This window comes from Dehalobacter restrictus DSM 9455, from assembly GCF_000512895.1.
Taxonomy (GTDB): Bacteria; Bacillota; Desulfitobacteriia; order Desulfitobacteriales; family Syntrophobotulaceae; genus Dehalobacter; species Dehalobacter restrictus.
In genome coordinates this window covers 1210061-1235731 of sequence record NZ_CP007033.1, presented here as the reverse complement: position 1 = coordinate 1235731, position 25671 = coordinate 1210061, and the positions used below count along the sequence as shown (strand labels likewise).

Genomic DNA, 25671 nt, shown 5'->3' with positions numbered 1-25671 from the left:
CAATTCTTCCTCACCCTATTTTACAACATGAGCTGTCAACTGCATTAATGTGCTGCGGTTTTTCACCCCGGAAAGATTCTCACCCGTAATTTGCTCTCCTGCTTTTAATACTGTACCGTTTTCAAGCTGAATGTCATTATTCAGCGTTTTTCCGAGCAGGAACTGAAGCTGGCGCTGCTCAAAGACATTAAAATCCTCCGGATATATGATTGTCCCGCTATTTTCAGCTGTCTTCAGTAAACTTTCACTCTTACCGAACTGTTCAATTTTCTTCTTCAAAAGCTCTTTTTCACTCAAGGCCGGGCTCTCCTTACCGCTCGATGGCTCGGATGCCTCTAACGCCTTGTTCCGTTCCGGCTTGATCAGTTCCTTGGCTTGTTTTCCTGAAGAAGGAGGATTGTCATCAATCAGAATGATCTCCTTACCGTACGTGATCACGTGATCACATTTAAATTCGCTGCATTTCCCCTGCGGATCAACGACCTCACAGGCTGCAATTATTCCGGTTGTTTCATCGAACAGTATTTCCTTCACCTGACCTATTAGGCACCCCCGGGTCGTCAGAACCTGAGAACTAACGACCTTGACATCTTTTTTTAGAAGTTCCACAGCAAGGTTGTTATGCGCAACATCCTGAACAACGGTGCTGTCATTGATGATTAATGCATAATCCCCTAACCCCAGGATATCGGCGTAAGCGATTAATCTTGCACCAAAATAATCTGACGGCTGGTCGATGACAAAGAAAGCCAAACTCCCATCCTCAGAATTGATGATGATGTCTTTGACAGTGCTGATTTGCTTTCCTTCATTTATGCTGATAATTTTCAAACCCCGAATTTCTGCCGAAGACTTCATTTTCCGATATCCTCCCGCCTATTAAAAATGACTATCATTGCACTCTGAATGTAGTTCTACAATCATACAAAATTCTCCTTCTTTATCGAATAAAATACAAATACAACCTTATTGCTTCAATAACTGAATAAGGTCCATATGAGGCTGAAACAAAGTGCAGCCAGCCAAGGCAGCACATTCAGCCGGACAATCTGTGCGGCTTCCGTTTGGGTGACCGCACTGACAATAGCCGGGAATCCCCATGGAATCACTGCAGCGTCTGTCCAAATTGCCGTAACCTGCCCCAGAACGGCCAAAGGAACGGCTGAAATTCCGGCCGCCTGTCCGAGAGCCGCCGCAATCCCGCCGGCTAACGGCAGAGCAGCGAAACCGGATCCGCTCATTGCCCCCAATACCGCTGTCAGCATTACCAGCAAGGCACAGGAATACTTATTAAGCACCACGATACCGGATAACTTATAGGCCAGCTGTTCCAGATAGCCCGCACCTTGGTGCAGCAGGACATTTTCATAACCGGAATGCGTCCCGAGGAGGAAGAAACCTGATATTACAACGATCGGGGCAAATACCTCCATTGAAAACTTCATTCCGGTCTGGATATGCCGCCCAAAAGTATTAAAAGATGTCTTATAATCAGTCAAAATCGTGCCAAGAATCAGGACAAGCAGCGTTACGCCGCCGATAACCGCTACGGCACTGTCTCCCCGCAATCTGCCATAGATCAGCCAGATCACTGCCAACAAGTAAAATGCAACTGCCGCCAGTGCCAGGATCATTCTTTTTCTTTTCTGAATCTGATGGTTTTGCTTTATCGGAGAAAGTACATCAAATTCTTTTTGCTGCTCCTCCCCCTTCTGCCCGTCCAGTCGTTCCCTGTTGTCTGCCACCACGTACGCAGGAATGTTTTTCTTTTGCTGAACCATCATCATTCGAAAGCCGATCAAAGAAGCGATGATCCCGCTTCCGCATACAAGCGGCAGAGACTGCCGTAAGACCTGCTCCAGAGCGACACCGGCTGACCTGGCGCTAAGGCTGGGCGCACCCTGAATCACGTAATCACCGGCCAGCGCAATTCCTTCGCCAAAAATGCATAGACCAACCGCCAAACCAAGCGGAGAAATCCGGCTGCGGTGAATCAGTGGAAGGATCAAAGCCCCCAGCAGGGAGACTGCAGGCGTCGGCCACAGAAATAAACTAAAGGTAAGCAGCATGACCCCTGCGAGCCAGTACAAATAAGCGGCATTTTTAATCTTCAGAATTGGCTTGATCAGGATGGTTTCCGTTTTCGTTTCTTTCAGCATGCCGGTCATAGCGACTACCAATCCGATCAGCAGGATGATCGGAAGCAGATCCGCAGCTGTCAGGAGAAACCCCCGGAAGGCAGCCTGAATTCCCCCAAAGAAGCTGCCGGTGTCCAGCACGCCTACGGCCAAAAGTCCAATGGCAGCAATGATTACCGGTTTTTCTTAAAAGAAATGGCGATTATGATCAAAAGAATAAAAGCAAAGTAGACAAGCATGCCGGGACTTGGCAAACGATATTCACTTCCTTTTCCAAAAGACAAATGCTATACTTTTTTATGGGTTGAATCATTTGAAATGAGAGGACTATGATCATGAAACATTATGATATCGGTATTGTCGGCGGTGGAATCTCCGGTATAATGTGTGCCTATGAACTGATCAAACACAACCCTAAGCTTAACATCTGCATTTTTGAAAAAGGAAACAGCATACGCGACCGAAAATGCCCCCTGACTGAAAACAAATCCGTGAAATGTGCCAATTGCCCGACCTGTGCGATCATGGAGGGGTTCGGAGGGTGCGGTTCCTTTTCTGACGGAAAATATAATTTTACCACCGAATTTGGTGGCTGGCTGAATGAGTATGTCTCCAATGACCATGTCATGGATCTGATAGAGTATATGGATTCCATGCTTGTTGACTTTGGCGCAACGACCAAACGTTTTAGTACCCAAACTCCCAAAGCGCGCGAAATCGGAAAAATTGCGCTCCAAAACGATCTTCATCTTCTCCAGGCCGAAGTCAAACACCTTGGCACTGAGAATAATCTTAAAATCATGACCAATATCTTCAATTTTTTAAAGGACAAAGTTGAAATCAGACATAAGACAGAAATCATCGATGTTTCCCAGAATAAAGACAGGTATATTTTGTCCGCAGCCGTTGGGGAATATTCCTGTGACTGTCTGGTCTGCGCGGTTGGCCGGGTTGGAAGCGAGTGGTTTACTTCATTATGCAGGAAGATGAATATTCCGATGACGAACAATCAAATTGATCTCGGCGTCAGAGTCGAACTTCCTTACGAAGTGTTCAGTCAGATCACCGATGAAGTCTACGAGGCTAAGTTGCATTACTACACCCGGAAATACAATGACCTGGTCAAAACCTTCTGCATGAATCCCCGGGGACATGTCGTCACAGAAAATACCGTCGGCGTACTTACTGTAAACGGTCACAGTTATTCCGACGATAAACTGAAAAGCAACAATACGAATTTTGCGCTGCTGGTCTGTAATAAATTCACTTCTCCGTTCAACGAACCATTAAAGTATGGCAAATATATCGCCACGCTTTCCAACATGCTTGGCGAAGGTGTCATCGTTCAGCGCTTCGGCGACCTGATGAAAGGCCGGCGGACAAATGAAAAAAGAATGATGAAATCATTCACCAAACCCACTTTGCAATCCGCGAACGCCGGCGATCTTGGACTTGCCCTTCCGAAACGCCATCTCGATAATATCATTGAAATGATCTATAAACTGGATAAAATCGCACCCGGAACGGCGAACTATGATACATTGCTTTACGGCGTTGAAGTGAAATTCTATTCGGCCAGGCCACAGCTGAACAAGCAGTTGGAAACAAAGTATTCGAATTTTTATGCGATTGGCGACGGAGCAGGCATTACCCGTTCCCTATCCCAGTCCGCAGCCAGCGGCATCTATGTCGCCCGCAATATACTAAAAAAGCTTGAAGTCTAGCTGGCTTATAGGTTTTGGCTTATCTGCGGGCTATAATACCGCTTTTCGGCTATTGGCCCGTAAATCTGCATGCTAGAAACTATGTAAACTATAGATTGCTTTCGAGGTAGTCGAGAGCTTCTTCTATACAGGGGTAGTTGCTGATACCTTCCGCAACGGCTGCATCCCCGATCATAAGGAAATCGTTTGTTTCGTCTTTCATTGGCAAATCCACGATCGTATTTCCAAATACAATGACTTCCTCACTGCGAATACCAAGGATCTCTTTGACCACAGCAAGGGCCCGACCCTTGCTGTTTTCTTTGGGCATGACCTCTACACAATCATCGTATCGATTGATTTTATACTTATTTCTCTTCACCGGTTCCAGAGCTTGTACTGCCTGATACAATAAATTAACCGTGGAAAAATCCTTAGGTGCGGCAGTCAGCATCGTCTGATTGGGCTGAAACCAGAGATCCGGAAATTTTTTCAGAAGATCTTGCTTCATTACCTCACCTATCTGGTGCGGGATAGCTTCAAGCTTTTTCTCCCATTTACGCAGCGGCTCAAAAATAACGCCGCCGTTTTCTCCTGCAACCAAAGGTTGACAGATCCCAATTCCCCTAGCCAATCCCGCCAGGTAGGAAGCCGTCCGACCGGAAATAAAAACAATTCTGATCCCCTGACGTTCCAGCGATCTTAATTTACAGGCTACCTGGGCAGTAATCGGATCGTCCGTTGGTGCCAAGGTACCGTCAATATCAAATACAGCAAGCTTGATTCCTATGCTAATCCCCTCCTTGATTGTACGAATACTTTCAAATACACCAAAGAACCAACCGTATAGTTGTATCCCGAAGGAGATTTTCTAATTCAATATATATTATTTTTATTAACCAATTAATTATTTGACTTCTCTCATATTCGCCAATATGTAGCCTTCAAATATTTCATTTATTTTCATTTGCTGTTCTCCTTAAAAAGAAAAGACACCTTGGGTTCAACCATCCATTTAAATAAAGTTCTAATTCCGTTCAAGGCCAGGATGATTGCCAGCGCTGCCCCAAGTATTATTACCAGCGCTCGCTGCGGTCCTGTCTGCAAAACCTGATAAAACCCGTATGCAACAAGGGCCTTCACGATCAATCCATGAAGCAGATACGTATACATCGTATTGCGCCCCAACGCTGAAACCAGAGGAACCTTCCTGCCAGGCACCAGCAGCAGCAGGCTCAGACCTAAAACTACAGCCAGCAGGTAAATACCTCCACGGTATAGACCTGCGAACCATTCCGTAGCGCCAAGCGCCTGATAAGATGCGCTCCCATAAAACCACGTAACGGTATAATTCTGACCAAAATAACAGAAAGCCAGAAAAGCCAGTAGCATAACACCGCCAGCAGCGAAGCGCCAATTTTTCGTCAGCAGCTTTTCCAGATGCTTTTTCTCAAAATAAAAGCCTGCCAGGAAAAACGGAAAGAAAACAACAATCCGCGACAGGCTCGCATAGTAACCCAGCTCACCCGTATATCCGGCAATAAGGCCGAAAAGAAATGTAACAGGCAGTGCATATCTGATCCTGACCACATAAGGCAGCGCCACTTTCCAAATAATCATGCTGAATAAAAACCACATGATCCAGTACGGCGTAAAAAAAGTAAAATGCAGGCTTTCCTTATGGAAAATCCAAAAGTCAAAAACGGAATAGATCATTTCGAAAATAACATAGGGTATGACTAGTTTGCTGATAATTTTTATCTCATATTTCGGATCATCAATATTCTTGGCAAAATAGCCGGAAATGAAAACAAACAGCGGCATATGAAATGAATAAATAAACGCATAAATGGATTTGAAAGCTGGAATATAGATCAGGGGTTCAATCATATGACCGACAACCACCAAAACAATCAGCATGAATTTCAGGTTGTCGAAGTACGGATCTCTTTGATTCATCCTCTGTCGGGTTCCTTTCTTTTCCTGATGATTTGATCTGGTTTATTATATCATTCATTTTGTCAAGAATCCTTAAAAAATTGCATTTAATTGGCCCCTTGTATTTAACAGGGGGCCAGGCTGCTGACAAGGCAATCGTTTGTCAGCAGTTTTTATCTTTTCAGAGGGGAAAAAAATATGGGCTTCCGGCAGAGGAACAGGAGGAATTTATCACGGATAACCAGGTCGGGAACATGAAGACTACTTTCTTCCTGGAGCCCATATTCGGGGTGATTTTGCAGCTGTACTGGTTCCATGTATGGTCACATTAATTGTTTGGGTATCAATACCGAAGATTTTTATAAATATGCAGTCATAGGTATCTGTAAGATTAATATCCAATTCGTAATTTCGTTCTGTTTCCGTCAGTTTTGTCTGATAATAATCTACGCTTACCTGGCTTTCATCCAGTCCATTTAATACTGCATAGGTGTCGGCAATGTCATTGAGCGTCGCTTCAGGATTTTCCGAATGATCGATCGCCAATGTTTCATTAAAACGCGCATCCCTGATTATTTGCCCAACCTCAAACAAGTGTAGACGATTTAAGTACATCCCGCCAATATCTACAACAAGTCCTGTAAACCCAAACAATACAATTAACAGGGCAGCAAATAGAATTGTGATATTTCCATCTTCATTTTTTAAAAGTTTACGCATCAGCAAGCAGACGCTTCTAGGCATATTGCCACCTACTTTCTGACCTAACACACTTTGATTTGCTAACCTTCTTTTGTCATAATCAGTCGATTTTTTTTAAGGTTTTTCGTAAATGTCAGCTGTTCTCCGAATATCACTCTTCCTACCGGAGTCAACGGTTCAACTGTATAAACTAAACTGGCTGTGATCTGCGCATATCTCCATTTTTTTGTATTTTGATCCGTACCGCCGCCACTTTTGGGCGTGTAGTAGTCTTTCTTTTCAGTCCAACATTTTAACTTGGCATCACTCACAGACAGATCTTCCTCATCAACCAGCGACGATGTCTTTTCCATTGCCTCTTTTATTGCTTTTTTGGCAGATTCTCCACTGATAGTTTGGGAATAATCACTATCATAGCTTATACCCATTGTCCAAGACGCATTGCGATAAGCGTAATCAAAAGTAAGATACTTATTCATCATCCACCCTAAATCTATCACAGCAAACGTTAACGTTAGAAATAAAGGAAGTACCAGGGCAAATTCAACAAGTGCCTGTCCATTTTCATTTTTTAGCATGCGCATCAAATTGAACACCCTTCCCTTCAAACGTATCCGTTCGATATCTCTAACCATCCTCAGGGTACCCCTCTAAAAACACCTGCGAAGTAAATGTTGACAATACCCTAAATTCATCACCAAAAACAATTTTGACTGCGGCATGAGCACCGGTACATCATATTCCAAGGTTACTGTCGCGTTAAAATATGTATAATAGCTTGGTAATTCTTGAAATTGAGATCCCTTGTTCGCATGATACGTATAATTCCTTCGTTTTGTCTCTCCAGCTTTGGCCTCAACGGTTAACTGATCAAAATCCAATCTGTCTGTATAATCACTAATGGAATTTTTTACTTGTTCTTTGATATTTGTCTTGCTGGTAACTTGCCGGATTCCCTCATTTGCTGCACTCTGTACCAATACTTGTGCATCGACAATTCGTCCGGCATCCAAAATAAAACCAAAAAATAGTAGTAAGATAGGCAAAACCAGTGCAAATTCCACCATAGCCTGACCTTTTTTGCATTCCCGTATTTTTCTTAAACTAATAAATTCTCTGATTTTCATATTTTTACCGCCCAGCATTAATATAATCAGCCGCTGCCATATGCAACTAGTTAAGCCTTGTCTATTTTTTACAATATATTTACGTTTAGTTTACAATCATTTTACATTTGGTTTTATATGGATTCTATCTATAAAAACTCAGACCCTCAAGAGGAAATTTGTCGAAATGATGTCTTTTACAAGAAATTGATACTTTCGGACTATTTTTGTTTCCCAATAGTACCAGTAGATTAATCCATGCGTTCCCAGTACCTACATATTTTGCGTAAAAAAAAAGGCCCCTGAGGGTCTTATTTTCTATACGCTAACCGACTTTAATACAGCCCCAGCATCCTTCCAGGAAACCTGCCCGTTGGTGAATTCATGCAGCCAGCCAGTAAAGGTATCCTGATCTCCATCCCGGATGTATACTTCAAGATCAATTTCTTCACTAAACTTTTCATTACCGCTTTCCATGCCCTTTTGCTTCAGGCCGTACCGGATCTGTTCAAACCAGGAGTACGGAATCCGGAGTACATAGATCCGGTGCGGAACGAGCTGGACAATCGCTGTGTTCTCCAATGCAAGGCGGGCTGTCCCGCCATAGGCTCTTGTAAGTCCACCGGTACCAAGCAGGATACCGCCAAAATAACGCACAACAATGATCTGGATGTTCCAGAGCTGCCGGTGCTGGAGCAGTTCCATGACCGGTCTTCCCCCTGTACCCTGCGGTTCGCCGTCATCCGAGGCTTTCTCAATCCTGCCTTCGTGAATACGGTAAGCGTATACATAATGACGGGCATTAGGAAGGACTTCCCGGATTTCCTTCATATTTTTTTCGGCTTCGGCCGTGCCTTCGATATATTTAACCAAAGCGATAAACCTTGATTTTTCAACGACTTGTTCGGCCTCTGTCTCTCTCTCGATTGTTTTAAATGCTTCCACTTTTCGTCCCCACCATTAACTTAATTATAGTTTTAGCCAGTACCTATATTCTAAATATAACATAGATTTCAACTTATATCCTTTAACCCTTCTTATATTTGACTTTTTCACACTATAACCGAACACAAAAAAGCCAGGATTTTCTCCTGGCTGATAGTTGCTTCTATATTTTTCCCTGCCAGTAGGCACTGGTAAACTACTTCCGGCAGTACGGATATTTGTTTAAAAGAGTGCCAGGAAAGTTACATAGGCTAGGCAAAACTCATTTCCTGTCCAATATCCCAATTCATTCCCATCGCGGGGTCCTTGTCTGCGAGTTCCGGAGCTCTTTAACGATATCACTCCAAGAAATCAACAATTGTTCTTCCATCGTGAAACACCTCCTATTTATAAATACCATACTCCATGACAAATTCATTTACGGCGATGATGTTTTCCGCCTTGCCATCCGCTGGTGCAAGAAGCTCCTTATCGGTGCCAAAAATGTATCCTCCGCCTGCCATACCATCGATTAATTCTTTCGCTTTGGCAATACATTCTTCCTTGGTCCGCTCTTGATAGAGGTTCATAGCTTCACTTATTGATCAACCCACCCATCTCTGGCATATTTTTACACCTTCAGCTGCGTTTGTCGAAAAGGCATCGGCACCTATACTTTTACATACATTCTCATTAACGGGTACTCCGCCGATAATCACCTTAACTGAATTTCTAAGGCCTGCTTCATTAAGCGCATTAACTGTTTCTTTCTTACTATCCAGCGCCAAAGTCAGTACGCCGCTTAATCCTATAATATCAGGGTTAACCTCTTTTACCTTGTCCACGATCTGGTTAACCGGAACATTGATCCCCAGGTCGATCACCTCAAAACTCGCGGCTTCAGCCACGGATCTGAAAATATTTTTGCCTATGTCATGAATATCTCCAAAGACTGTAGCTAAAACAATCTTTCCGCCTTTTGCTGAGGAACCTGCACTTAAAGCCGGTTTGAGCTTGTCCATTACACTTTGCAACACTTCCCCGGCGAAGACCAAATCTCCAATAAAGTACTCGCCCGAATCATAGCGTTCACCTACGAGTGTCATACCTTGCTGACAAGCTTTAACAACTTCTTGAGCTTCTGCGGCATTGTCGTCTTTACTTAGTACTTCATCAATGGCCTTGTTTAGCACGTCTTCGTCCAAATCGGACATCGCTTGAGTCAGGACTTTCAAATCCACCACTTCAGATCATCCTCCATAAAAATTTGTGTATACAAGCAACTATACCAAATATACATTTTTTTAAATTTAGTATGAAATGATTTTTAGAAATTTTATGTTCAAATATATCCGGATCATTGATTGCATCTTTAGAACTGCTTTAGCTGTAACATTACACAATCTTTTATGGTACATGTATCTCAATTCATACTTTTGGATTTTGTCTGACAGTATCTATTTATTGAATTTCCACCACATCGTAACTGCCTGAGAAAATTGCAGCACCAAACCATAAAAAAGAGCCGCTTAAAAATGATATTTTGTTTTCACTCATAAAACCTCCATAAAATATGTAATGGGATATGCCATTGTAAAGCATATCCCATTTATGATTGAAGTATCTTTCCTATCTGGCATTAATGGCTGATGCCTCGCGATATCCCGTTTAAAGCCTCTCCAGCCTCATTGATATGAATATTTTCAATCGCGAGGTCACCTAACGCAATGACCCCAATAATTTGCCCCTTGTTCAGCACAGGAAGACGTTTTACCTGGTATTCAGCCATGGTTTCAGCAACAGTATCGATATCCTGCGTGCCATCGATACAGATTGGATCTACCGTCATGCACTGCTCGGCCGTCATCTGGTTGACATCCTTGTTCGAAGCGATGACCCTCAGAACAATATCCCGGTCTGTAATAATTCCCAATACTTTGCCGGCCTGAACGACCGGAACAGCACCAATATCTTTATCTCTCATAATTTTAGCGATATCCGTAACTTTGGCTGCTGGGTCCACCCAGCTTACATCTGTTGACATAATATCCATGACCCGCATATAAAAAACACCTCCGTTTTAATATTTCCACTAGTTTTTCACTGAAACCAATGAATTATGTCAGTAAATAATCCCTTTGTAAAACGTTGATTTTAATTAAAGAAAAATGATTATCTATACTATCTTTTGCTGTAAAAATAAAATTATCCTCGGTTGACCCGGGGATAATTTTATTACGTTATTTACTGCTATTATTGTTGTTTATAATTGAATTCCTTATTTTTATTCTATTTGTTTGATTCATTTTGGTTTTCGGCCATACACGATCGCCACAACACCGCCGACAAGATTTTTATATCCCGTATCCTGAAGTCCGCATTCAGCAAAGATCAGGGTGAGCTGACGCTGAGATTCAAACTCACAGGCTGAATCATAAAGATACGTGTATTCTTTTTGTTTTCCGCCGTGGATTTTTCCCAGCCACGGGACGATCTTCTCAAAATACAGCCAGTAAAACTGTTTGAAAACCGGTATAGTCGGTTTTCCCATATCCAGAGATACAACCATCGAACCAGGTTTGACAACACGGATCATTTCCCGGATTCCGCGGCGCAGATCAGGAAGATTCCTGAGCCCCCAGCCAACGGTCGCTCCGTCAAAACTGTTGTCGGTAAAAGGCAAGCTCATCGCATTGCCCTGCAAAAGCTCAATACTCGCTTTGTAACGGTCATTTTCAATATTTTTCCGGCCCACAACCAGCATTTCCTCTGAAAAATCGACTCCGGTGACTCTGCCGGAATCCCCGACGGCGACGGCAATTTCTCTGGTAAGCTTGCCGGTTCCGCAGCACAGGTCAATCATCTTCATTCCGGGTTTAGCCTCGACAATCCTGACTGCTTTGGCCCGCCAGGCGTTATCCATCCCCATACTCATCAGGGAATTCATTAGATCATATTTCCCGGCAATCGCGTTAAACGTTTCCTTGACGTATTCTGATTTATCTTTGCCTGCAAAATCCATTTTCTCTCTCCTTGTACCATCTTGCCCAGTATATGGTCAGTACTATCATATGATAATTAGCCCAAATTGTCCAATTTAAGAACTATCTAGAATATCTCACCTGAGAAGCAAATGATCTGATGAAAAGCAAACAGTAATCTAAAACACTATTGCTAATGATTTTCAACTATGGTAGGATAAAACTAATTTAATAGTATGGGGAGCTGGGGATGCTGGCTGAGAGGGATATCACGTATCCGACCCTTAAAACTGATCTGGGTAATGCCAGCGTAGTAATAATAAAAAACTTTAATAACTGCGCTGCCTTTGCAGCGTTTTTTGTTTGTCGGTCATGGTTGATAAGCAGTGTCTTATTATTTACAAAGTCACGGACAGTAATCTATAAAATACGTGAAGGAGAAATGTATTTTGGCGAAGATAACAATGGCCTTTCAGGTCATTCCAAAAGTTGAGGAATCCAGAATCTATCCGGTTGTTGATGAAGCAATCAAAGTTGTCGCCCAAAGCGGCCTTCCCTACGAAGTCGGTCCGATGGAAACAGCACTTGAAGGAGAGCCTGATGAAATCTGGCAGGTCATCAAAGATGCTATGGAGGCTTGTATCAAAGCCGGGGCTTCCAGGGTAATGACCAATGTAAAAATTGACTATGTACCCCAGGGTTCCACGATCAATGAGAAAATTGCCAAGTACCGCTGAAAAGAAGGGATTCCCATTGCTGAAAAACAATAGCCGGAGATTCCGACCACCGGCTGTACTGCTGAGGTATGCCCCTGCCCTTTTCTTTTTGGTTGTGCTGCTGGCAGTCTGGCAGCTTACGGTAAATTACTTCAGCATCCCCCGCTGGCTTCTTCCCTCTCCTTCTCAGATCGGGAAAGCTCTCTGGAATACGAAGGACGTGATCTGGGGCCATACCAAAGCAACGATCATTGAGACGACGTTGGGCTTAGGGCTCGCTGTTGCTCTGGGCATGACGGTCAGCACACTAATGACGCTGTTTCCGCTGTCTCGGCGGGTGTTTTACCCATTTCTGATCATTTCCCAGACGATCCCCTTGATAGCGGTCGCACCGCTGCTGTTGCTCTGGCTGGGGTATGGGGTACTGCCTAAAATCTTGATTGTCGTTCTGGTCTGTTTTTTTCCGATCGCGATCAGTTTGCTTGAAGGCCTTGAATTAAGCGATTTAGATCTTCTGCATCTGCTGCAAAGCATGGGCGCATCCAAATGGCAGGTATTCTCCCTAATCCGTTGGCCTCACGCTATGCCGGCACTGTTTTCAGGCTTGAAAATTGCTGCTGCCTACAGTGTCATGACGGCTGTCATCAGTGAATGGCTTGGAGCAAGCCAAGGGCTCGGTGTCTATCTGCTGCGTTCTTCGAATAATTTCCTTACCGACAGAGTATTTGCAGCAATCATTGCAATCACTGCTCTCAGCTTCTTTTATTATGCAATCATTATTATTCTGACCAGGCTACTGCTTCCCTGGTATTCCCGATACAGACGGACAAGCTGACCCAGGGACGTATCTTTCGTCCCCGTAAACAAGGAGAAAAGATACGTTCCTTCGCCCCCCAAAAAATACAAGTGAGGTATAGAAATGAAAACGAAAAAGATATTGGTTACGTTTATTGTGCTCCTTCTGATTCTCACTGTGACTCTTTCGGGTTGCAGCAAACAGGCTGAACAGAACTCCGTCCAGAATAACCAGCCGGTTAAACTAACGCTTATGCTGGACTGGACACCGAATACGAATCATACCGGGCTATTTGTTGCTCAGGATAAAGGCTATTTCAAAGACCAGGGACTCGAAGTCAACATTGTCAACCCATCGAGCCAAGGAACACTCGAGCAGCTTGTTGCAACCGGAAAGGTAGATTTTGGTATCAGTGCACAGGAACAGGTTACATCTGCCCGCCTCAGTGACTTGCCACTTGTCTCTCTGGCAACTATCATTCAACACAACACCTCTGGTTTTGTCTCGCTGAGAAGCAAGAATATCCTGACAGCCAAGGATTTTGAAGGAAAAACATACGGCGGCTGGGGGTTGCCTTCGGAAACCGCGATCCTTACAGCGCTGATGCAAAAAGAAAATGCCGACTTCAGCAAAATCAACATGGTCAATATCGGGGAAACCGATCAGTTGGCCTCTTTGAATAGCAATATTGATCTGACCTGGATTTTCTATGGTTGGACAGGTATCCAGGCTGAAATCAGAGGACAGGAACTTAATATGATCTGGCTGAAAGATATCGACCCTGCCCTCGATTATTACACACCGGTCATTGTCTCGAACGAGGAAATGATTCAGAGTAACCCCGATACTGTCCGCAAAATGATGCAGGCAATCGGTGCCGGCTACGAATATGCAATTGGGAATCCGGAAGAATCAGCTGAAATCTTGATCAAATACGCTCCTGAATCCGATCCGGAAATGATCAAACGCAGTCAGGCCTGGCTGAGCCCGCAGTACAAAGCCGATGCGAAACAATGGGGTGTCCAGAAAGCAACTGTCTGGGAAAACTACAGCAAGTGGCTCTATGACAATAAGCTCGTCACCAAAATGATGGATTCATCCAAAGCTTTTACCAATGATTTTCTTCCGACCAGATAACGGAGGTCAGACGCCTTGACACTTGCCTTAAAAAACCTTTCGAAAACCTATATCGAAAACGGTCAATCCATGGAGATTTTCCGGGATTTGAATCTGACCATCGAGAGCGGTTCTTTCGTCTCCCTGATCGGGCCTTCCGGTTCCGGCAAGAGTACGCTGTGCAATCTTATCGCCGGTATTGAAAAGCCCGACCAGGGGCAAATCCTTCTCGATGACCAAGAAATCACCGGAATGCCAGGACATGTCGGCTACATGTTTCAAAAAGACCTGCTTCTTCCGTGGCGGACTCTTCGGGAAAATGTAACGCTGGGCTGCGATCTCAGACGCCAGGATAAAAAAATCTCTTCAGTCGAGGCCATCAAGGGTCTGGAACATTTCGGGCTGCTCGATTTTGCCGATTACTATCCTCATCAGCTTTCCGGCGGCATGAAACAGCGTGGCGCCCTGCTCCGAACCATCCTATTCGGACAGCCCACGCTGCTTTTGGATGAGCCTTTCGGGGCGCTTGATGCCCTGACCCGCAGAGAAATGCAGCTTTGGCTGCTGTCAATCTGGATTGAAACGAAGCATACCGTGCTCTTTATTACCCATGATATTGAAGAAGCAATTCTGCTGTCGGATAAAATTTTTGTACTCAGCAAATACCCGGCAGAAGTTGTCGAGATCATCGACGTTCCGTTTCCCCGGCCGCGTGATCCGGAACTGATTTTTTCTTCCGGGATATTGCCTTTGAAGACAAAACTGTTTCACTTGCTGGGAACTTGATATCCAAAGAACGTTTGAAGATGTTTCAATACCTGAAAAACTTTTTCGAAATCCCGCTGGGTTCTTTTACCCTTTGGCGCGATATGTTAAAATAGGGTAAGCATTTTTTCCCAGGGAGGATAAGACTAATGTATGAACTAAAAAATTTTAGTGAAGTCATCGTGAAGAAAACACTGGAAGATTATCTGCCCGTCGCCAATATCCCTTGCAAATGCGAACGGTGTCAGGCCGACATAATGGCTTTTGTACTGAACCGCTTCCCTCCAAGATATTATGTTTCCTTAAAAGGCGAAGTCATGACACACTTTGAATCACAAATGTTTCCGGACAAAGCCCGAGTTTTGGCAGAAGTCGTTGGTGCTGCCCAGATAGTTGCTGCTTTCCCGTCCCATCCGCTTGACCAGAAAGAAGAATAAACCCGCATGGGATTAATGACAGTTGCAAAGGCGCTTCAAATGATATGAGGCGTCTTTACTTTTTCCAATCCTGGATTTGATTATCGCTATTTACTCTGTTACAATGATTGCGACTTCAAAATAAAAGCAGGTGATCAGCGTGATTTCCGAGTATCAGGGACTAAAACTCGACCAATTCCAAATGGATGCGATTGAAGCAATCAATCACGGGCATTCCGTCATTGTCTCAGCCCCTACCGGGACAGGAAAAACAATGGTAGCAGATTATCTGGTCGAAAAATCAATTCGGGAAAGCAAACGGATTATTTATACAGCACCGATAAAAGCGTTAAGCAACCAGAAATTCAAAGATTTTTCCCACCAATTTGGCAGCGAGACCGTCGGGATCATGACCGGGGATGTTGTGATCAATCCTGGCGCTCCGCTGCTGATCATGACGACAGAGATCTTCCGCAACCAGGTCATCACCAATGACCCGGAACTGGAGCACGTTTCCTATATCATCTTTGATGAGATTCACTGGCTTAATGATGAGGACAGAGGTACAGTCTGGGAAGAATCCATCATTCTCGCTCCGCCAAATATTAAGATTCTGGGCTTAAGTGCCACAATTGCCAATGCCGTGGAACTGAAGGGCTGGATCGAGGCCATCCGCAAAGACACCGTTGTGTTGATCGAGGAACAGCAAAGGATCGTTCCTCTGGAATATTATTATTTTTGTCAGGACACCGGCATCATCGGCTATGATGACCTGATCAGGTTCTATTATCAGAAGCTTAAATCCACGGACAGAACCGATAATTCCCCGCTGTTTAAACCGACGTCACATCTTGACCTGATCAAAACTGTTGATAAACAATATCTTCCTACCCTCTATTTTGTATTCAGCAGAAAGCAATGCGCCGATAAAGCGCATGAACTGGCCAATATCAAAAACTATCTGTCGTCGGAACAAAGCAAAGAAGTGAAAAACATTTTTTTGGAGCATTTTGGTGCTGAAGATACTTGGTCCTCTTCCACGCGCAAGTTATTCAGGGTCTGCCGGAAAGGTATTGCCTATCACCATGCCGGGCTGCTGCCTTTGCAGAAATCCGTCGTAGAGGATCTTTTCCTGGCCAAGATGATCTCAGTTCTGTACTGTACCGAGACCTTCAGTGTCGGGATCAACTATCCTGTCAAGGCCGTCTGCTTTGATTCCCTAAACAAATACGACGGACGCAGTTTCAGGGCTCTGGCAAACCACGAATTTTTTCAGATGTCCGGCAGGGCCGGCCGACGCGGCATTGACGAGATCGGTTATTCCTTTGCGATTGTTGATTTGAATTACTTTGAAAAAGAACCGCCGGTAAAATTTGATATTGCCAAGTTAGAACCTCTGACCAGTCAGTTTCGGCTTTCCTATAATACAGTTTTGAATCTCCTGGCAACATTATCGCCGGAGCAAATCGAAACCTATTTCAAAAAAAGTTTTGCTGCTCATTCCTATATCTTGACCGCACAAAAAACGGAAGAAGAGATTCGTCTTCTGTCCGAGCAATCAGCCCAAGCCAAAGAGAACCTTTGTGAGCATGTCGGGACCTATCGGTGTCCGCTGAATTACTACCCGAAAAAGAAAGAATTGGACAGGCTTCATAAAGCCTATGATAAATTGGACCCGCGACGCCGCAATAAGATTTTCGGGCGTCAGATGCACCGAAAAATCATGAAATGGGAGAAGATCCTTAAGACTGTTCCCCAGAAATGTACCAGAAAACAAAACGACAGCTGTAAATCCTTCGCCGGAAAGTGGATGAACCTCGAAAAAGAAATCACGGACCTCAAGAATCAATTGTTCTCAATGCCGGATTACAACACATTTAATTCCGAATTTGAAAGAAAAAAAGCCCTACTGCAGCAAATAGGCTATATCGGAAATGACAAGCTTTTGCCGCGGGGGGAGCTCGCCAGATATATTTATGTGCAGGAAATCCTGGTAACCGAGTTGATTTACTCAGGAATCATCGAACAGCTGGATGATGACCAGCTGACTGCGCTGATTTCCTGTATTGATTATGAAAGCAAACGTAATGAGTATTTCCAAAAGTTTGACCAGATTGATTTTAAGCCTGTCAGGGAAATCCTGAATTATATTCAGAGCATCTGCGGGCCTGACGCTGTGCGCTTTGAATCCAAGGCGGCCGTCCTTGCGTATCATTGGAGCAAAGGCGCCACATTAATCGAGCTTCAGCAGCTCTGCACCCTCGATGAAGGAGACATTATCGCGGTCTTAAGGCGAACCATCGATTTACTGCGCCAGATGCGGGAAGCCGTAACAGACCAGTCGTTAAGAGAACGCTTCAGCATCTGCATCAAGAAACTGGACAGAGATGAGGCTTCGATCCAAGAGTTAAATTAAGCTGCCTTGCCCTCTGTAGCCATCAAAAAGAGGAGCCGTTTTAGAGGCCACTGAAAAACACTTTGTTTTTCGCTTAAACCACACAACCAAAAAACCAGAAGATGAGATATATTGACTCATTCTCCTGGTTTTTCAATTCTTATATGTAATGGCTTAGTTTATCACTCTCTTTTTAACCCATTAAAGTTATAATTCTTTTTAAATTAACAGCAAATATTGTGGTCGCCGCTTGTAGCTGCATACCAAATATGCCTGAAGCAGATGCAACACCATACCCATGTCTATGTTTTAGCTCGCTGTTTTTTGCCTCAATTTTGTAACGTTCCTTTGACTTTTCTTTGAAATATTCGCTATCCTGAAATATGGCCTGTTCTTCATGCGTGTGGTGTTTTATCGTTACAGAATATGTTTTGGTTTTTGCCCCGTCTTTATAGCAGCCTGCTTTATAGGGGCAGATTTTGCATTTTTCCACGTCGAATAAGTAGGATTCTACCGTTCCTGTACCGTCTTTAGCATGTTTTTTAGGCCGGGTGCTTGTCTTTTTAAAGCTCATATGTCCAGCCTGACAAACATACATCTGACAATCTTTATTAAATTCAAATATATTGGGATTTATTCGGTTCGATTGTTGATGTGTCACTGTTTTACTCAGCTTAGAAACCAGATTGATGTTATTTTCTTTCGTATATACGATGTTATCTTTTTCGGAATAGGCTGCATCACCAATGATATCTGTAACTTCAATTCCTGCTTGTTCACTTTTTTCTACCAGGGCCTGAAGTTGTTTCCCGTCATGTTTTTCTCCTGATGTAACAACTGCGGCAGTTATGATCCGTTCTTCCGTCATGGCTAGATGAGTTTTATATCCGAAAAAGGCTGTATCCGCTGTTTTATGACCCATTTTGGCATCGGCATCCTTTGACATTAAGGCTAATTGTTCATGGTCATCCTCAACCACTTCTTTTAGCATATTTAGTTTTTCTCTTACAGCAGGGTAACCGGAAATGTGTTCTGCGTTTTCAATGACCGTTATTAGTTTTTGGCAATACGCTAGTTCATCTTCCAGTAAGCCATTATTAACTTTTGCCGGGAATTGCTCTTTCATCTTATCATCTATGGCATAGACGGCTTTGCGTAGCCTCTTAGAACATTCTATTAAATGCTCCCGAGGTGATTTTTGATTGTATCTTGCCTGGGTATGGGTAGAATCTACTATGATGGCTTTGCTTTTTATAATACCTTTTTCCAAAGCGATTCCAACTGTTTTTTGGATCAATAGATCCAGCAGGTTTGTATCTTTGAGCCGTAGCTTTCTGAACTTGGTCAGTGAACTGGGGTCAATGACTTCTTCTTCCGGTGTCATATCAAGAAAATATTTAAATGACATATCGTATTTTGATCGCTCCACCACATCAACATCTGATATGTCGAAAATGCTTTTTAGTAAAAGGTATTTGAACATCCGAACTGGATCTATTGCACCTCGTCCATTATTTTGACAATAGACATTAACCAACTCGTCGTAGATAAAATTAAAATCCACTAATTCGTTCATCTGTCGCAATAAATTATCTTTGGGTATGATCAAATCGTATATGCCCATATAGGGACTTAAGGCCAGGCTTGTTTGTTTCTTTATCATATGATTACCTGCGCTGAAGTTTTTTCTCTATTTAATTGTATCAAAAAAGAGCTGGAATTACTTCTTTCTTCGTAATTCCAGCTCTTTTGCTTTTGAGGTTCAGGTACCACTTTTTCAGTGGCCTCGCCGTTTTAGGGCTCCTTTTGTTGAGTCTGCCATTTCCGACCGGATTAACCTCAGGCAGACTTTTTTAATTTTGAATTTTTCCTAACCAAACCAATTCTGAAGATTGACTGCCCGACACTCAGGCTCTTACGACCAGCAGTATTCAGCCAAATACCACTCCTGCAAGAAATTGCTCGTTTGCTGCTATCGATGACTCCCGGCCGCTTAAGCACTTCCTGACCGCCTGACATACCTCCTTTCAATCTTCCTGTCCTGACTTGGGCCTTTTTTCTGTTCCAGGCGATCTGGTCGCCAGCCATGACAACGCATTGCCATACGTCATTCAGAAAAAGGCTTTACGCTAACGTTAAAGATATTCTCTGTATTGCTTTGAATTCCTTGGTCAAATAGTTTCATATTGTTTCTAAGTTTGTCGAAACGGAAAGGGCATCTTACTATTGACAAATAACCTGAGATATGCGCATTTGTTGTAATTGCATACACTTTAGCATAAGAAAAGAACCGTAAATATACCGCCTAAGGTAAAGTGGCCAATAAGATATGCCCTGCTCCTGCTGTTTCCGGTAAACCGCTTATGACATAATCCGGCTGTCACCATCGGACAAACACCGGCATAAAATAAACCGATAAGCTGGACAAGCCGGCCTGTCATATAAACCGGAAAGGAGATGATGGAGATGGCGGTTACTGCTACACCATTAACTTCTACGCTGGTCGTAACATGCGAGTCCGGGGTAACGCCTGCCGGTGACCCGGTGACCAGAAAGAAAAGTTTCAGCGGCGTAAGAGCCGATGCCACGATCCAAGATGCCTATGACGTGGCAACAGCCTTATTCAGCCTAGTGCAGGATCAGGTATTGGAAGTGGTCTTGAGCAGCAATTCGGAGCTGGCGGATGAATAACCGGCAGCCAAAGCGGATAGACAAGGAGGTGAGACGCAATGGCGGTTACCACAAATAAAGTCGTGCGCTTAACGTTCTTAACCAGCGGGGGCAAGACATTCGCAATCACCCTGACCAATCCGAAAACAGGCTTGACGAAGGCTGAGGCTGAAGCCGTGATGGATATACTCATCACGAAGGACGTATTCATCACTGCGAGCGGCGCTTTGGCCGCTAAACGGGATATTAAAGTTATCAATACGGAAACGGATGATCTTTACGATCCTCCGGAAGCGTAAGCGATAACCGCAGCAACCTGGGGGAAGCCCCGTTGGAAGAACCTCCGCCGACTTAGCCGGCTGGGAGGTTCTTCCTTAAAATCATGGTGTTTCGGGAGCAGGAGCCTCGGGAACCGCCTGTTCTGTCGGTGCCGTTTGTGTCATTTTTTTTGATACGTTTTAACTTACGCGCCGTCTTTGCGATAAACTCACTTGTTTGATTAACAAACAGCTTGTAAGCATTAGGATCTGCTCCAGCCATCTCCCTGATCGTGCTGAACAGGTCGTCGAATCCTTTGACGATTAGATCGTAGCGGGCGTCGGCCTGTGCCATGGCATGGTTGATCTTGGCTATATCGCGCTCCCGTTCGATCTCTTTCATACGCCGGGCGGCCACACTGTCGTTCTGAAGCACTGTCAGCTCCCGCTGCAGCTGCGTTACCCTGCTCTGCTCACTCCATAATGCCTGTTCTTTAGCCTCCGCCTCTTTTTTCGCCTGATCGCGCTCCTCAGCTAAGCCGGAAACTTTGTCTTGATGGATCTTCAGTTTTTTGGCCAGCGCTGTTTTCTCTTCAAGAGCCTCGTTCCTGTCCTTGATCACCTGCTGCAGTGCGCTCACCGACATATGCTCAATATCTAGCTGCGCGATAAACTCCGCCCGTTCCTCCGCGGGGATCCCCAAAAGGGCGAATGCCTGGCTGTAACCAAGTCTGGCAAAAGGCACATTACTCACATCGGCTTCGGATAGTACGGACAGCCCCGGTCCATACTCTTCGGCGATGCGCATCAGTTTATATGCTACACGCTCTGAGTAATCAACGGCTTCCTCCAGCCATTTGCAAAATTCCCCATAAGGGATCATTTCCTTGGCTTCCATCAAGCGCCGTCCGACTTCAACCGCGCTGACAAGCAATATCTTTCTTGTTTGTGCTTTGATGGCAGCGATTTCCCCGGCGACGACAGCCGGCGTTCTTTCAGTTGGCGTGCTCTCCATTTTTACATTCCTTTCGGTTGTATATATTCTGTATCATATGGTATCAAAACTTTCCCGGTGAAATTTCGTAATGCTTAACTTTTATAAGTCAAAACAATTGAATATGTATTCAATTGTTTTGACTTATGTATAATCGCCAATTATATCATGACCATAAAACGCCGCTAAAAAAAGCAGGAAAAATTCCTGCTTAAAAGAGCAAGCCCGCATGAACAACGGGCTTTTAGACAATTTATGGCAAGTTAGATGAATATAGATGCCATAGTATTTCTTCCTATTTAGAGTGATAATTATTGATGCATAGAGGAGCTGGATAATTAGTTTGCTCTTAGACTCAAAAATTTCAATCCTACCTTTGACCGTTTCCAGCTCCCCTGAATTTGACATCGGACTTCGAGAGCATTAGTTATACAAAGACTGATATTAATATCTATTCAAATGTATAGGTTACAGAAAGTTTGCTTTGCTTTTAGGATCTTGGAATATTATTTAAATCAACATCCTTACTACACCCGACATTGTTATATGGATATTTTGCATCCGTTGCTCTCTCCCATCTGACGTATTTCTGGATCTCCGAAGAACTTTAGCTTCTGTTTAACGTGATGAAAGGCTTCTTACATCGACCTGATCCCCCGTGCGGTCCTTATTGTCCCGGTTGTACGGGTAGTATGAAACTTTAGCGCGTATTTTCTTCTGCCGTGATCCAACCTCGCCCCAGAGTACATAAACCTCTGTGCCAAAATCCCGATACTCCAGATCAAGCAGTGCCATTGAAATTACTGTCCGATAGTAATGACTCTGCGTACGGCTTGTTGAAAGCCCGATTTCTTTTCCGTCTTTATTGTAAACGTAGTCTGTCGATAATACCCAATTGGCAGAGCCGTTGAGCATTGATTCAGGTCCAGGGAAATCCATCGGGCTGTAGTTCTCTTCACCCGGTCGGAAGTTTGAAGCATAAACATCGATGATATCCTCGGCGTTCCATTCAAGCGTCACAATGTCACGCTTCTGATTTTTTTTGTATTCCAGTAAAGCTGCTTTCCCGCGGAAATCATGGTTCCAGTTAATACACTTGCCAAGTCCACATTCGATTGGATTGAACACCACTTTCATGGGATCGCCGCCGGCGCTGCCTTTAAAGTCAAAGCCGAATGAAGAATAGTTGAGTTCTCCTTCTCCTTCTCCTTCTCCTTCTCCTTCGTCTGAGCCCTGCTTAGACCACTTCTGGAACCCTTCATCCAGGAACAAAGCAGACATGAAGCTGAGATTGGCTTGGAAGTTTCCGCCTTCGCTATGATTCAATAAATAGTTGGAGAATCCAAGTTGTCGAATACCATAAGGGTTGCCGATCTCGATTAATTTCTTTTGGATTTCTTTAGAGTATTGGGCCTCCCCATGAACCTCATAGGAAAGTGTACCCGCCATGCCAAAACGGAGAATACGTACTTTATGACCATTAATCGTACTATTGCGGTAATGGCGATAGTCAATGTCCTTCAAATCTTCGCCGGTAGCTTCCTCAAGAATTGACAGGCAGTTTGGGCCCTGAAGCTGTAAAATAAAGACTTTCATTGTCATATCTATCAGTTCTGCATTGTAATCCTTAAGGCCGAATAGATAGTTGAGGTACGGAGCGTGCCACCATAACTCATATTCTTCCTCGCCGGTACGCATAATAACGCCATGTGTCGCGATAAGCCCGTTCTCGAGGCACAAAATTCCATGCTTTATAATACCGATGGGGAAATCCTCCACATTATTGACAAAGTTTTCGCTCATGAACTTTTTCGCTTCCGGGCCTCGAAGGATCGTTACCACTGAAGGATTCAAACCTGCGTGCAATGAACACGTCAAGTGCCAGGATAATGCTTCATCCCTCCAATCCGTATGCCAGACAGGCATGAGATATGGAAATACTCCCATCTTATAAAGGCCGCCTCCGGGTGTAGATAGTGCAAACGGTCCACTGCTATAACTGACATCGTGCTCTGCATCAAGTGCGGTGGTATCGATGGGATGCTGATTTTTGTAGTTTTCGTACATTTTGTATTCCTCCCTTTAATTTTAATTTTTTTAGCAAATTAACTTTGCAATCACAGCATCGTTTTAAATACTTGCTTATGTAGATTATAATGATAGAGACTCTCCATTTCATCGTAAATAAATGGAGAATAATAACCAAGAAATTTCAGCACTATTGTACAATAAGAGCTCAGAAAATTTCATTAACACAGATACTACTGATTCCTGCGATAATTACGCTCTTACGGAACGGCAAGGAGTACTATGATTGGATTCGCCAAAATAATAAGTTAGCCACCGTCATACCACCTGAAGATTTCTGGCGGTATGATGGTGGTGCAATCTTATCGCCCCAAGATCAGCTAATTGTAGGTTTATCTATTTGTACTTCGCCAATCTCGGGATTGTGTTTACGTCGATGTTTTCATTACGATTCTCATTAAAATAAGGGAAGCGAGATACCGTTGCTCGTATTTCCTTCTGTTTAGTACCAGGATCTCCCCATAGAACGATTACTTCGTTGCCAATGTCACTGTGTTCCACATCGATCGTGCAGAGAGATAGCATCTGTCGGAAATGGTAGCTGTATAACCGCCCTGAGCTTATTCCGATCAGTTTTCCATTCTTAAGTACCTGATCGGCAAATAAGGTCATCCCATTGCCGTCATAGAGATTATGAATTGGAGTGTTAATGTTGGCATACGGTTCGCCGGGCTTAAATTTGGAGGCATAGATATCAAGAATGTCCTCTGCATTCCAAACCAACGTGACCATCTTGCGGCGGGGATTTGCGACTTCTTTTTCGAGTGCCGCACGGCCGACAAAGTCATGATTAAAGCTGATACGGTTGGCCCATCCAAGCTCGACAGGGTTACAGAAGCGAAGCCGGATATCAGGCCCCATGCTCCCTCTACAGGCAGTGTTACACCTAATTACGTCGCCACGCTTCTTGAGCTTGGCAACGAAGTTTTCATCCTCTACTATCCAGGGGTGAGTAAAATGTATAACAAACTGTGGAAATCCGTCCTCAGTGTGATTCATGAGATATGAGCGAAAACCAATACGCTTCAGCCCTAGTGGTTTCCCCGCTTCCAGTACACGATTGTAAACAACACGGCCATACTGAGCATCGCCATGTAACTCGTAGGCTAGCGAACCGGCCATACCCACTCGTATGACGTTTACTTCAACCCCAGCTATACTGCTTTTACGGTGGTGCAAGAAGCGAATATCGTGGAGGTCTTTACCGGCTGCCGCCTCGATGATCTCAAGTGAGCGAGGGCCGGCAATTTGATACATAAACTTTGTACCGGTCAGGTCTTCACCCACCGCATTCCAGTTGCCCTGTTCGAAAACGTGGGCGATATATAGTGCTCCCATTTCATAAAAGAGAAATTCATCTTCATCGAGTCGTAGCATCACACCATCACCCATGTTCAAACCTTTTTCGTTGCACATGATGGCATGTTTGGCCGTGCCTACGGGGAATTTTTCAAAGTTGTTAACAAGCACACTAGAGAGGTATTTGATCGCATCAGGGCCTTTGATACGCCATGTAGGCTGTGGATTAAGAGAGTGTGAGATATAAGCTCCATCTTTCCATGACTCGACCTCATCCATCCAGTTGGTGTATTCATATGGCAGAACGACATCACCTGCAGAGATGTAGATCATGACAGATGGATCATAAGGAATTAGTGGGTGGTGATCAAAACTCTTTTCTATCATATTTGCACTGTCTTCTTTTATCATATTATTGATCCTCCTTTTTACGGCATAGCTTAGTATTTTTTCTTATGAAAAAGTGAAATCGATTTATAAATCCGGATTTAGTTTTATTGTAGGTGATGCGTATTAATAATGGAAATACTATTCTTTATTTCCGGTTATGCATATATTGAATATTGAATAACCTGTAATAAAATGTTAAAAAAAAATTTTGAAATTCAAAAAAAAATCCCTATGTTTGACATCTCGTTATCTGATTGTCAATCATAGGCCTTTGTTT

The 25671-nt window shown here is 43.8% G+C and carries 25 protein-coding genes, 1 pseudogene and 1 riboswitch; of the genes and pseudogenes, 9 read left to right on the top strand and 17 right to left on the bottom strand.

All coding sequences use genetic code 11. The annotated features are described in order from the left end of the window. Positions 1-15 precede the first annotated feature (15 nt). Together DEHRE_RS05940 and DEHRE_RS05935 are read right to left on the bottom strand one after the other, a co-directional pair. The gene (locus tag DEHRE_RS05940) at positions 16-858 is read right to left on the bottom strand and encodes a PRC-barrel domain-containing protein (RefSeq protein WP_019225764.1); all 843 of its coding nucleotides are present in this window, start codon (positions 856-858) and stop codon (positions 16-18) included. Positions 859-974: 116 nt separating this feature from the next. Beyond that, complete coding sequence (locus tag DEHRE_RS05935; protein WP_242837051.1) at positions 975-2291, bottom strand: hypothetical protein; 1317 nt, start codon at positions 2289-2291, stop codon at positions 975-977. 176 nt (positions 2292-2467) lie between these two features. On the opposite strand from DEHRE_RS05935, the gene DEHRE_RS05930 reads away from it, so the two are divergent. Then, a complete protein-coding gene (locus tag DEHRE_RS05930) occupies positions 2468-3862 on the top strand; it encodes an NAD(P)/FAD-dependent oxidoreductase (RefSeq protein ID WP_019225762.1) in 1395 nt (464 codons plus the stop codon). Positions 3863-3950: 88 nt separating this feature from the next. Here the strand turns inward: DEHRE_RS05930 and DEHRE_RS05925 are convergent, their stop codons facing one another. The 10 genes and pseudogenes from DEHRE_RS05925 to DEHRE_RS05880 form a co-directional block, all read right to left on the bottom strand. Further along, positions 3951-4592, bottom strand: a complete 642-nt coding sequence (locus DEHRE_RS05925; RefSeq protein ID WP_019225761.1) for an HAD family hydrolase — start codon at positions 4590-4592, stop codon at positions 3951-3953. Between the two features lie 212 nt (positions 4593-4804). Further along, entirely contained in the window at positions 4805-5800 is a 996-nt protein-coding gene (locus DEHRE_RS05920) for an acyltransferase family protein (protein ID WP_019225760.1), read from the bottom strand. 240 nt (positions 5801-6040) lie between these two features. Beyond that, positions 6041-6499, bottom strand: coding sequence for a pilus assembly protein TadG-related protein (locus DEHRE_RS05915; protein WP_242837050.1), 459 nt, complete (start codon positions 6497-6499; stop codon positions 6041-6043). A 62-nt stretch (positions 6500-6561) separates the two neighbouring features. Then, the gene (locus tag DEHRE_RS05910) at positions 6562-7116 is read right to left on the bottom strand and encodes a TadE/TadG family type IV pilus assembly protein (RefSeq protein WP_019225758.1); all 555 of its coding nucleotides are present in this window, start codon (positions 7114-7116) and stop codon (positions 6562-6564) included. A gap of 15 nt (positions 7117-7131) precedes the next feature. After that, positions 7132-7608, bottom strand: coding sequence for a TadE/TadG family type IV pilus assembly protein (locus tag DEHRE_RS05905; protein WP_242837049.1), 477 nt, complete (start codon positions 7606-7608; stop codon positions 7132-7134). 297 nt (positions 7609-7905) lie between these two features. Further along, positions 7906-8532 carry a YigZ family protein gene (locus DEHRE_RS05900; protein WP_019225756.1) on the bottom strand — a complete coding sequence of 209 codons (627 nt, stop codon included), beginning with the start codon at positions 8530-8532 and terminating at the stop codon, positions 7906-7908. Positions 8533-8915: 383 nt separating this feature from the next. Further along, positions 8916-9095: pseudogene (locus DEHRE_RS05895) on the bottom strand (uroporphyrinogen decarboxylase family protein); the annotation flags it as partial. A gap of 21 nt (positions 9096-9116) precedes the next feature. Beyond that, positions 9117-9755, bottom strand: a complete 639-nt coding sequence (locus tag DEHRE_RS05890) for a cobalamin B12-binding domain-containing protein (protein WP_019225754.1) — start codon at positions 9753-9755, stop codon at positions 9117-9119. 395 nt (positions 9756-10150) lie between these two features. Continuing rightward, positions 10151-10573 carry a CBS domain-containing protein gene (locus DEHRE_RS05885; protein WP_019225752.1) on the bottom strand — a complete coding sequence of 141 codons (423 nt, stop codon included), beginning with the start codon at positions 10571-10573 and terminating at the stop codon, positions 10151-10153. 240 nt (positions 10574-10813) lie between these two features. Beyond that, the gene (locus DEHRE_RS05880; RefSeq protein ID WP_019225751.1) at positions 10814-11533 is read right to left on the bottom strand and encodes a demethylmenaquinone methyltransferase; all 720 of its coding nucleotides are present in this window, start codon (positions 11531-11533) and stop codon (positions 10814-10816) included. A gap of 186 nt (positions 11534-11719) precedes the next feature. After that, positions 11720-11826: riboswitch (TPP riboswitch) on the top strand. Positions 11827-11941: 115 nt separating this feature from the next. Here DEHRE_RS05880 and DEHRE_RS05875 point away from each other — a divergent pair. The 6 genes from DEHRE_RS05875 (at position 11942) to DEHRE_RS05850 (ending at position 17717) form a co-directional block, all read left to right on the top strand. Then, on the top strand, positions 11942-12229 hold the full coding sequence (locus DEHRE_RS05875) for a thiamine-binding protein (protein ID WP_015042425.1): 288 nt from the start codon (positions 11942-11944) through the stop codon (positions 12227-12229). A gap of 16 nt (positions 12230-12245) precedes the next feature. After that, positions 12246-13043 (top strand): ABC transporter permease, encoded by a 798-nt coding sequence (locus DEHRE_RS05870; RefSeq protein ID WP_019225750.1) that lies wholly within the window; start codon positions 12246-12248, stop codon positions 13041-13043. Positions 13044-13127: 84 nt separating this feature from the next. Beyond that, the gene (locus DEHRE_RS05865) at positions 13128-14141 is read left to right on the top strand and encodes an ABC transporter substrate-binding protein (RefSeq protein WP_019225749.1); all 1014 of its coding nucleotides are present in this window, start codon (positions 13128-13130) and stop codon (positions 14139-14141) included. A 15-nt stretch (positions 14142-14156) separates the two neighbouring features. Next, entirely contained in the window at positions 14157-14906 is a 750-nt protein-coding gene (locus tag DEHRE_RS05860) for an ABC transporter ATP-binding protein (protein ID WP_019225748.1), read from the top strand. A 128-nt stretch (positions 14907-15034) separates the two neighbouring features. Next, entirely contained in the window at positions 15035-15322 is a 288-nt protein-coding gene (locus DEHRE_RS05855; RefSeq protein WP_019225747.1) for a late competence development ComFB family protein, read from the top strand. A gap of 139 nt (positions 15323-15461) precedes the next feature. Beyond that, a complete protein-coding gene (locus DEHRE_RS05850) occupies positions 15462-17717 on the top strand; it encodes a DEAD/DEAH box helicase (RefSeq protein ID WP_019225746.1) in 2256 nt (751 codons plus the stop codon). A gap of 172 nt (positions 17718-17889) precedes the next feature. Here DEHRE_RS05850 and DEHRE_RS05845 read toward each other — a convergent pair whose 3' ends face one another. Together DEHRE_RS05845 and DEHRE_RS14775 are read right to left on the bottom strand one after the other, a co-directional pair. Continuing rightward, positions 17890-19359 carry an IS1182 family transposase gene (locus tag DEHRE_RS05845; protein WP_025205295.1) on the bottom strand — a complete coding sequence of 490 codons (1470 nt, stop codon included), beginning with the start codon at positions 19357-19359 and terminating at the stop codon, positions 17890-17892. A gap of 610 nt (positions 19360-19969) precedes the next feature. Next, complete coding sequence (locus tag DEHRE_RS14775; RefSeq protein ID WP_158407239.1) at positions 19970-20137, bottom strand: hypothetical protein; 168 nt, start codon at positions 20135-20137, stop codon at positions 19970-19972. 25 nt (positions 20138-20162) lie between these two features. On the opposite strand from DEHRE_RS14775, the gene DEHRE_RS05835 reads away from it, so the two are divergent. Continuing rightward, positions 20163-20387: a DUF1659 domain-containing protein gene (locus DEHRE_RS05835; protein ID WP_025205451.1), complete on the top strand. Its 225-nt coding sequence runs from the start codon at positions 20163-20165 to the stop codon at positions 20385-20387. A 38-nt stretch (positions 20388-20425) separates the two neighbouring features. After that, positions 20426-20665, top strand: a complete 240-nt coding sequence (locus DEHRE_RS05830; RefSeq protein ID WP_025205449.1) for a DUF2922 domain-containing protein — start codon at positions 20426-20428, stop codon at positions 20663-20665. A gap of 52 nt (positions 20666-20717) precedes the next feature. On the opposite strand, the gene DEHRE_RS05825 is transcribed toward DEHRE_RS05830, so the two are convergent. From DEHRE_RS05825 to DEHRE_RS05815, 3 genes are all read right to left on the bottom strand, one after another. Continuing rightward, on the bottom strand, positions 20718-21638 hold the full coding sequence (locus DEHRE_RS05825; protein WP_144284041.1) for a DUF3102 domain-containing protein: 921 nt from the start codon (positions 21636-21638) through the stop codon (positions 20718-20720). 597 nt (positions 21639-22235) lie between these two features. Continuing rightward, entirely contained in the window at positions 22236-23684 is a 1449-nt protein-coding gene (locus DEHRE_RS05820; RefSeq protein ID WP_025205448.1) for an aminomethyltransferase family protein, read from the bottom strand. A 357-nt stretch (positions 23685-24041) separates the two neighbouring features. Then, on the bottom strand, positions 24042-25415 hold the full coding sequence (locus tag DEHRE_RS05815; RefSeq protein ID WP_019226671.1) for an aminomethyltransferase family protein: 1374 nt from the start codon (positions 25413-25415) through the stop codon (positions 24042-24044). Positions 25416-25671: the final 256 nt, after the last annotated feature.

Excerpts from the sequence above, each read along its gene's own strand:
- DEHRE_RS05940 (WP_019225764.1), bottom strand. The coding sequence starts at position 858 with ATGAAGTCTTCGGCAGAAATTCGGGGTTTGAAAATTATCAGCATAAAT.
- DEHRE_RS05930 (WP_019225762.1), top strand. The coding sequence starts at position 2,468 with ATGATCATGAAACATTATGATATCGGTATTGTCGGCGGTGGAATCTCC.
- DEHRE_RS05920 (WP_019225760.1), bottom strand. The coding sequence starts at position 5,800 with ATGAATCAAAGAGATCCGTACTTCGACAACCTGAAATTCATGCTGATT.
- DEHRE_RS05915 (WP_242837050.1), bottom strand. The coding sequence starts at position 6,499 with ATGCGTAAACTTTTAAAAAATGAAGATGGAAATATCACAATTCTATTT.
- DEHRE_RS05910 (WP_019225758.1), bottom strand. The coding sequence starts at position 7,116 with ATGGTTAGAGATATCGAACGGATACGTTTGAAGGGAAGGGTGTTCAAT.
- DEHRE_RS05905 (WP_242837049.1), bottom strand. The coding sequence starts at position 7,608 with ATGAAAATCAGAGAATTTATTAGTTTAAGAAAAATACGGGAATGCAAA.
- DEHRE_RS05885 (WP_019225752.1), bottom strand. The coding sequence starts at position 10,573 with ATGCGGGTCATGGATATTATGTCAACAGATGTAAGCTGGGTGGACCCA.
- DEHRE_RS05880 (WP_019225751.1), bottom strand. The coding sequence starts at position 11,533 with ATGGATTTTGCAGGCAAAGATAAATCAGAATACGTCAAGGAAACGTTT.
- DEHRE_RS05865 (WP_019225749.1), top strand. The coding sequence starts at position 13,128 with ATGAAAACGAAAAAGATATTGGTTACGTTTATTGTGCTCCTTCTGATT.
- DEHRE_RS05855 (WP_019225747.1), top strand. The coding sequence starts at position 15,035 with ATGTATGAACTAAAAAATTTTAGTGAAGTCATCGTGAAGAAAACACTG.
- DEHRE_RS05845 (WP_025205295.1), bottom strand. The coding sequence starts at position 19,359 with ATGATAAAGAAACAAACAAGCCTGGCCTTAAGTCCCTATATGGGCATA.
- DEHRE_RS14775 (WP_158407239.1), bottom strand. The coding sequence starts at position 20,137 with ATGACAGGCCGGCTTGTCCAGCTTATCGGTTTATTTTATGCCGGTGTT.
- DEHRE_RS05835 (WP_025205451.1), top strand. The coding sequence starts at position 20,163 with ATGGCGGTTACTGCTACACCATTAACTTCTACGCTGGTCGTAACATGC.
- DEHRE_RS05830 (WP_025205449.1), top strand. The coding sequence starts at position 20,426 with ATGGCGGTTACCACAAATAAAGTCGTGCGCTTAACGTTCTTAACCAGC.
- DEHRE_RS05825 (WP_144284041.1), bottom strand. The coding sequence starts at position 21,638 with ATGGAGAGCACGCCAACTGAAAGAACGCCGGCTGTCGTCGCCGGGGAA.
- DEHRE_RS05820 (WP_025205448.1), bottom strand. The coding sequence starts at position 23,684 with ATGTACGAAAACTACAAAAATCAGCATCCCATCGATACCACCGCACTT.
- DEHRE_RS05815 (WP_019226671.1), bottom strand. The coding sequence starts at position 25,415 with ATGATAAAAGAAGACAGTGCAAATATGATAGAAAAGAGTTTTGATCAC.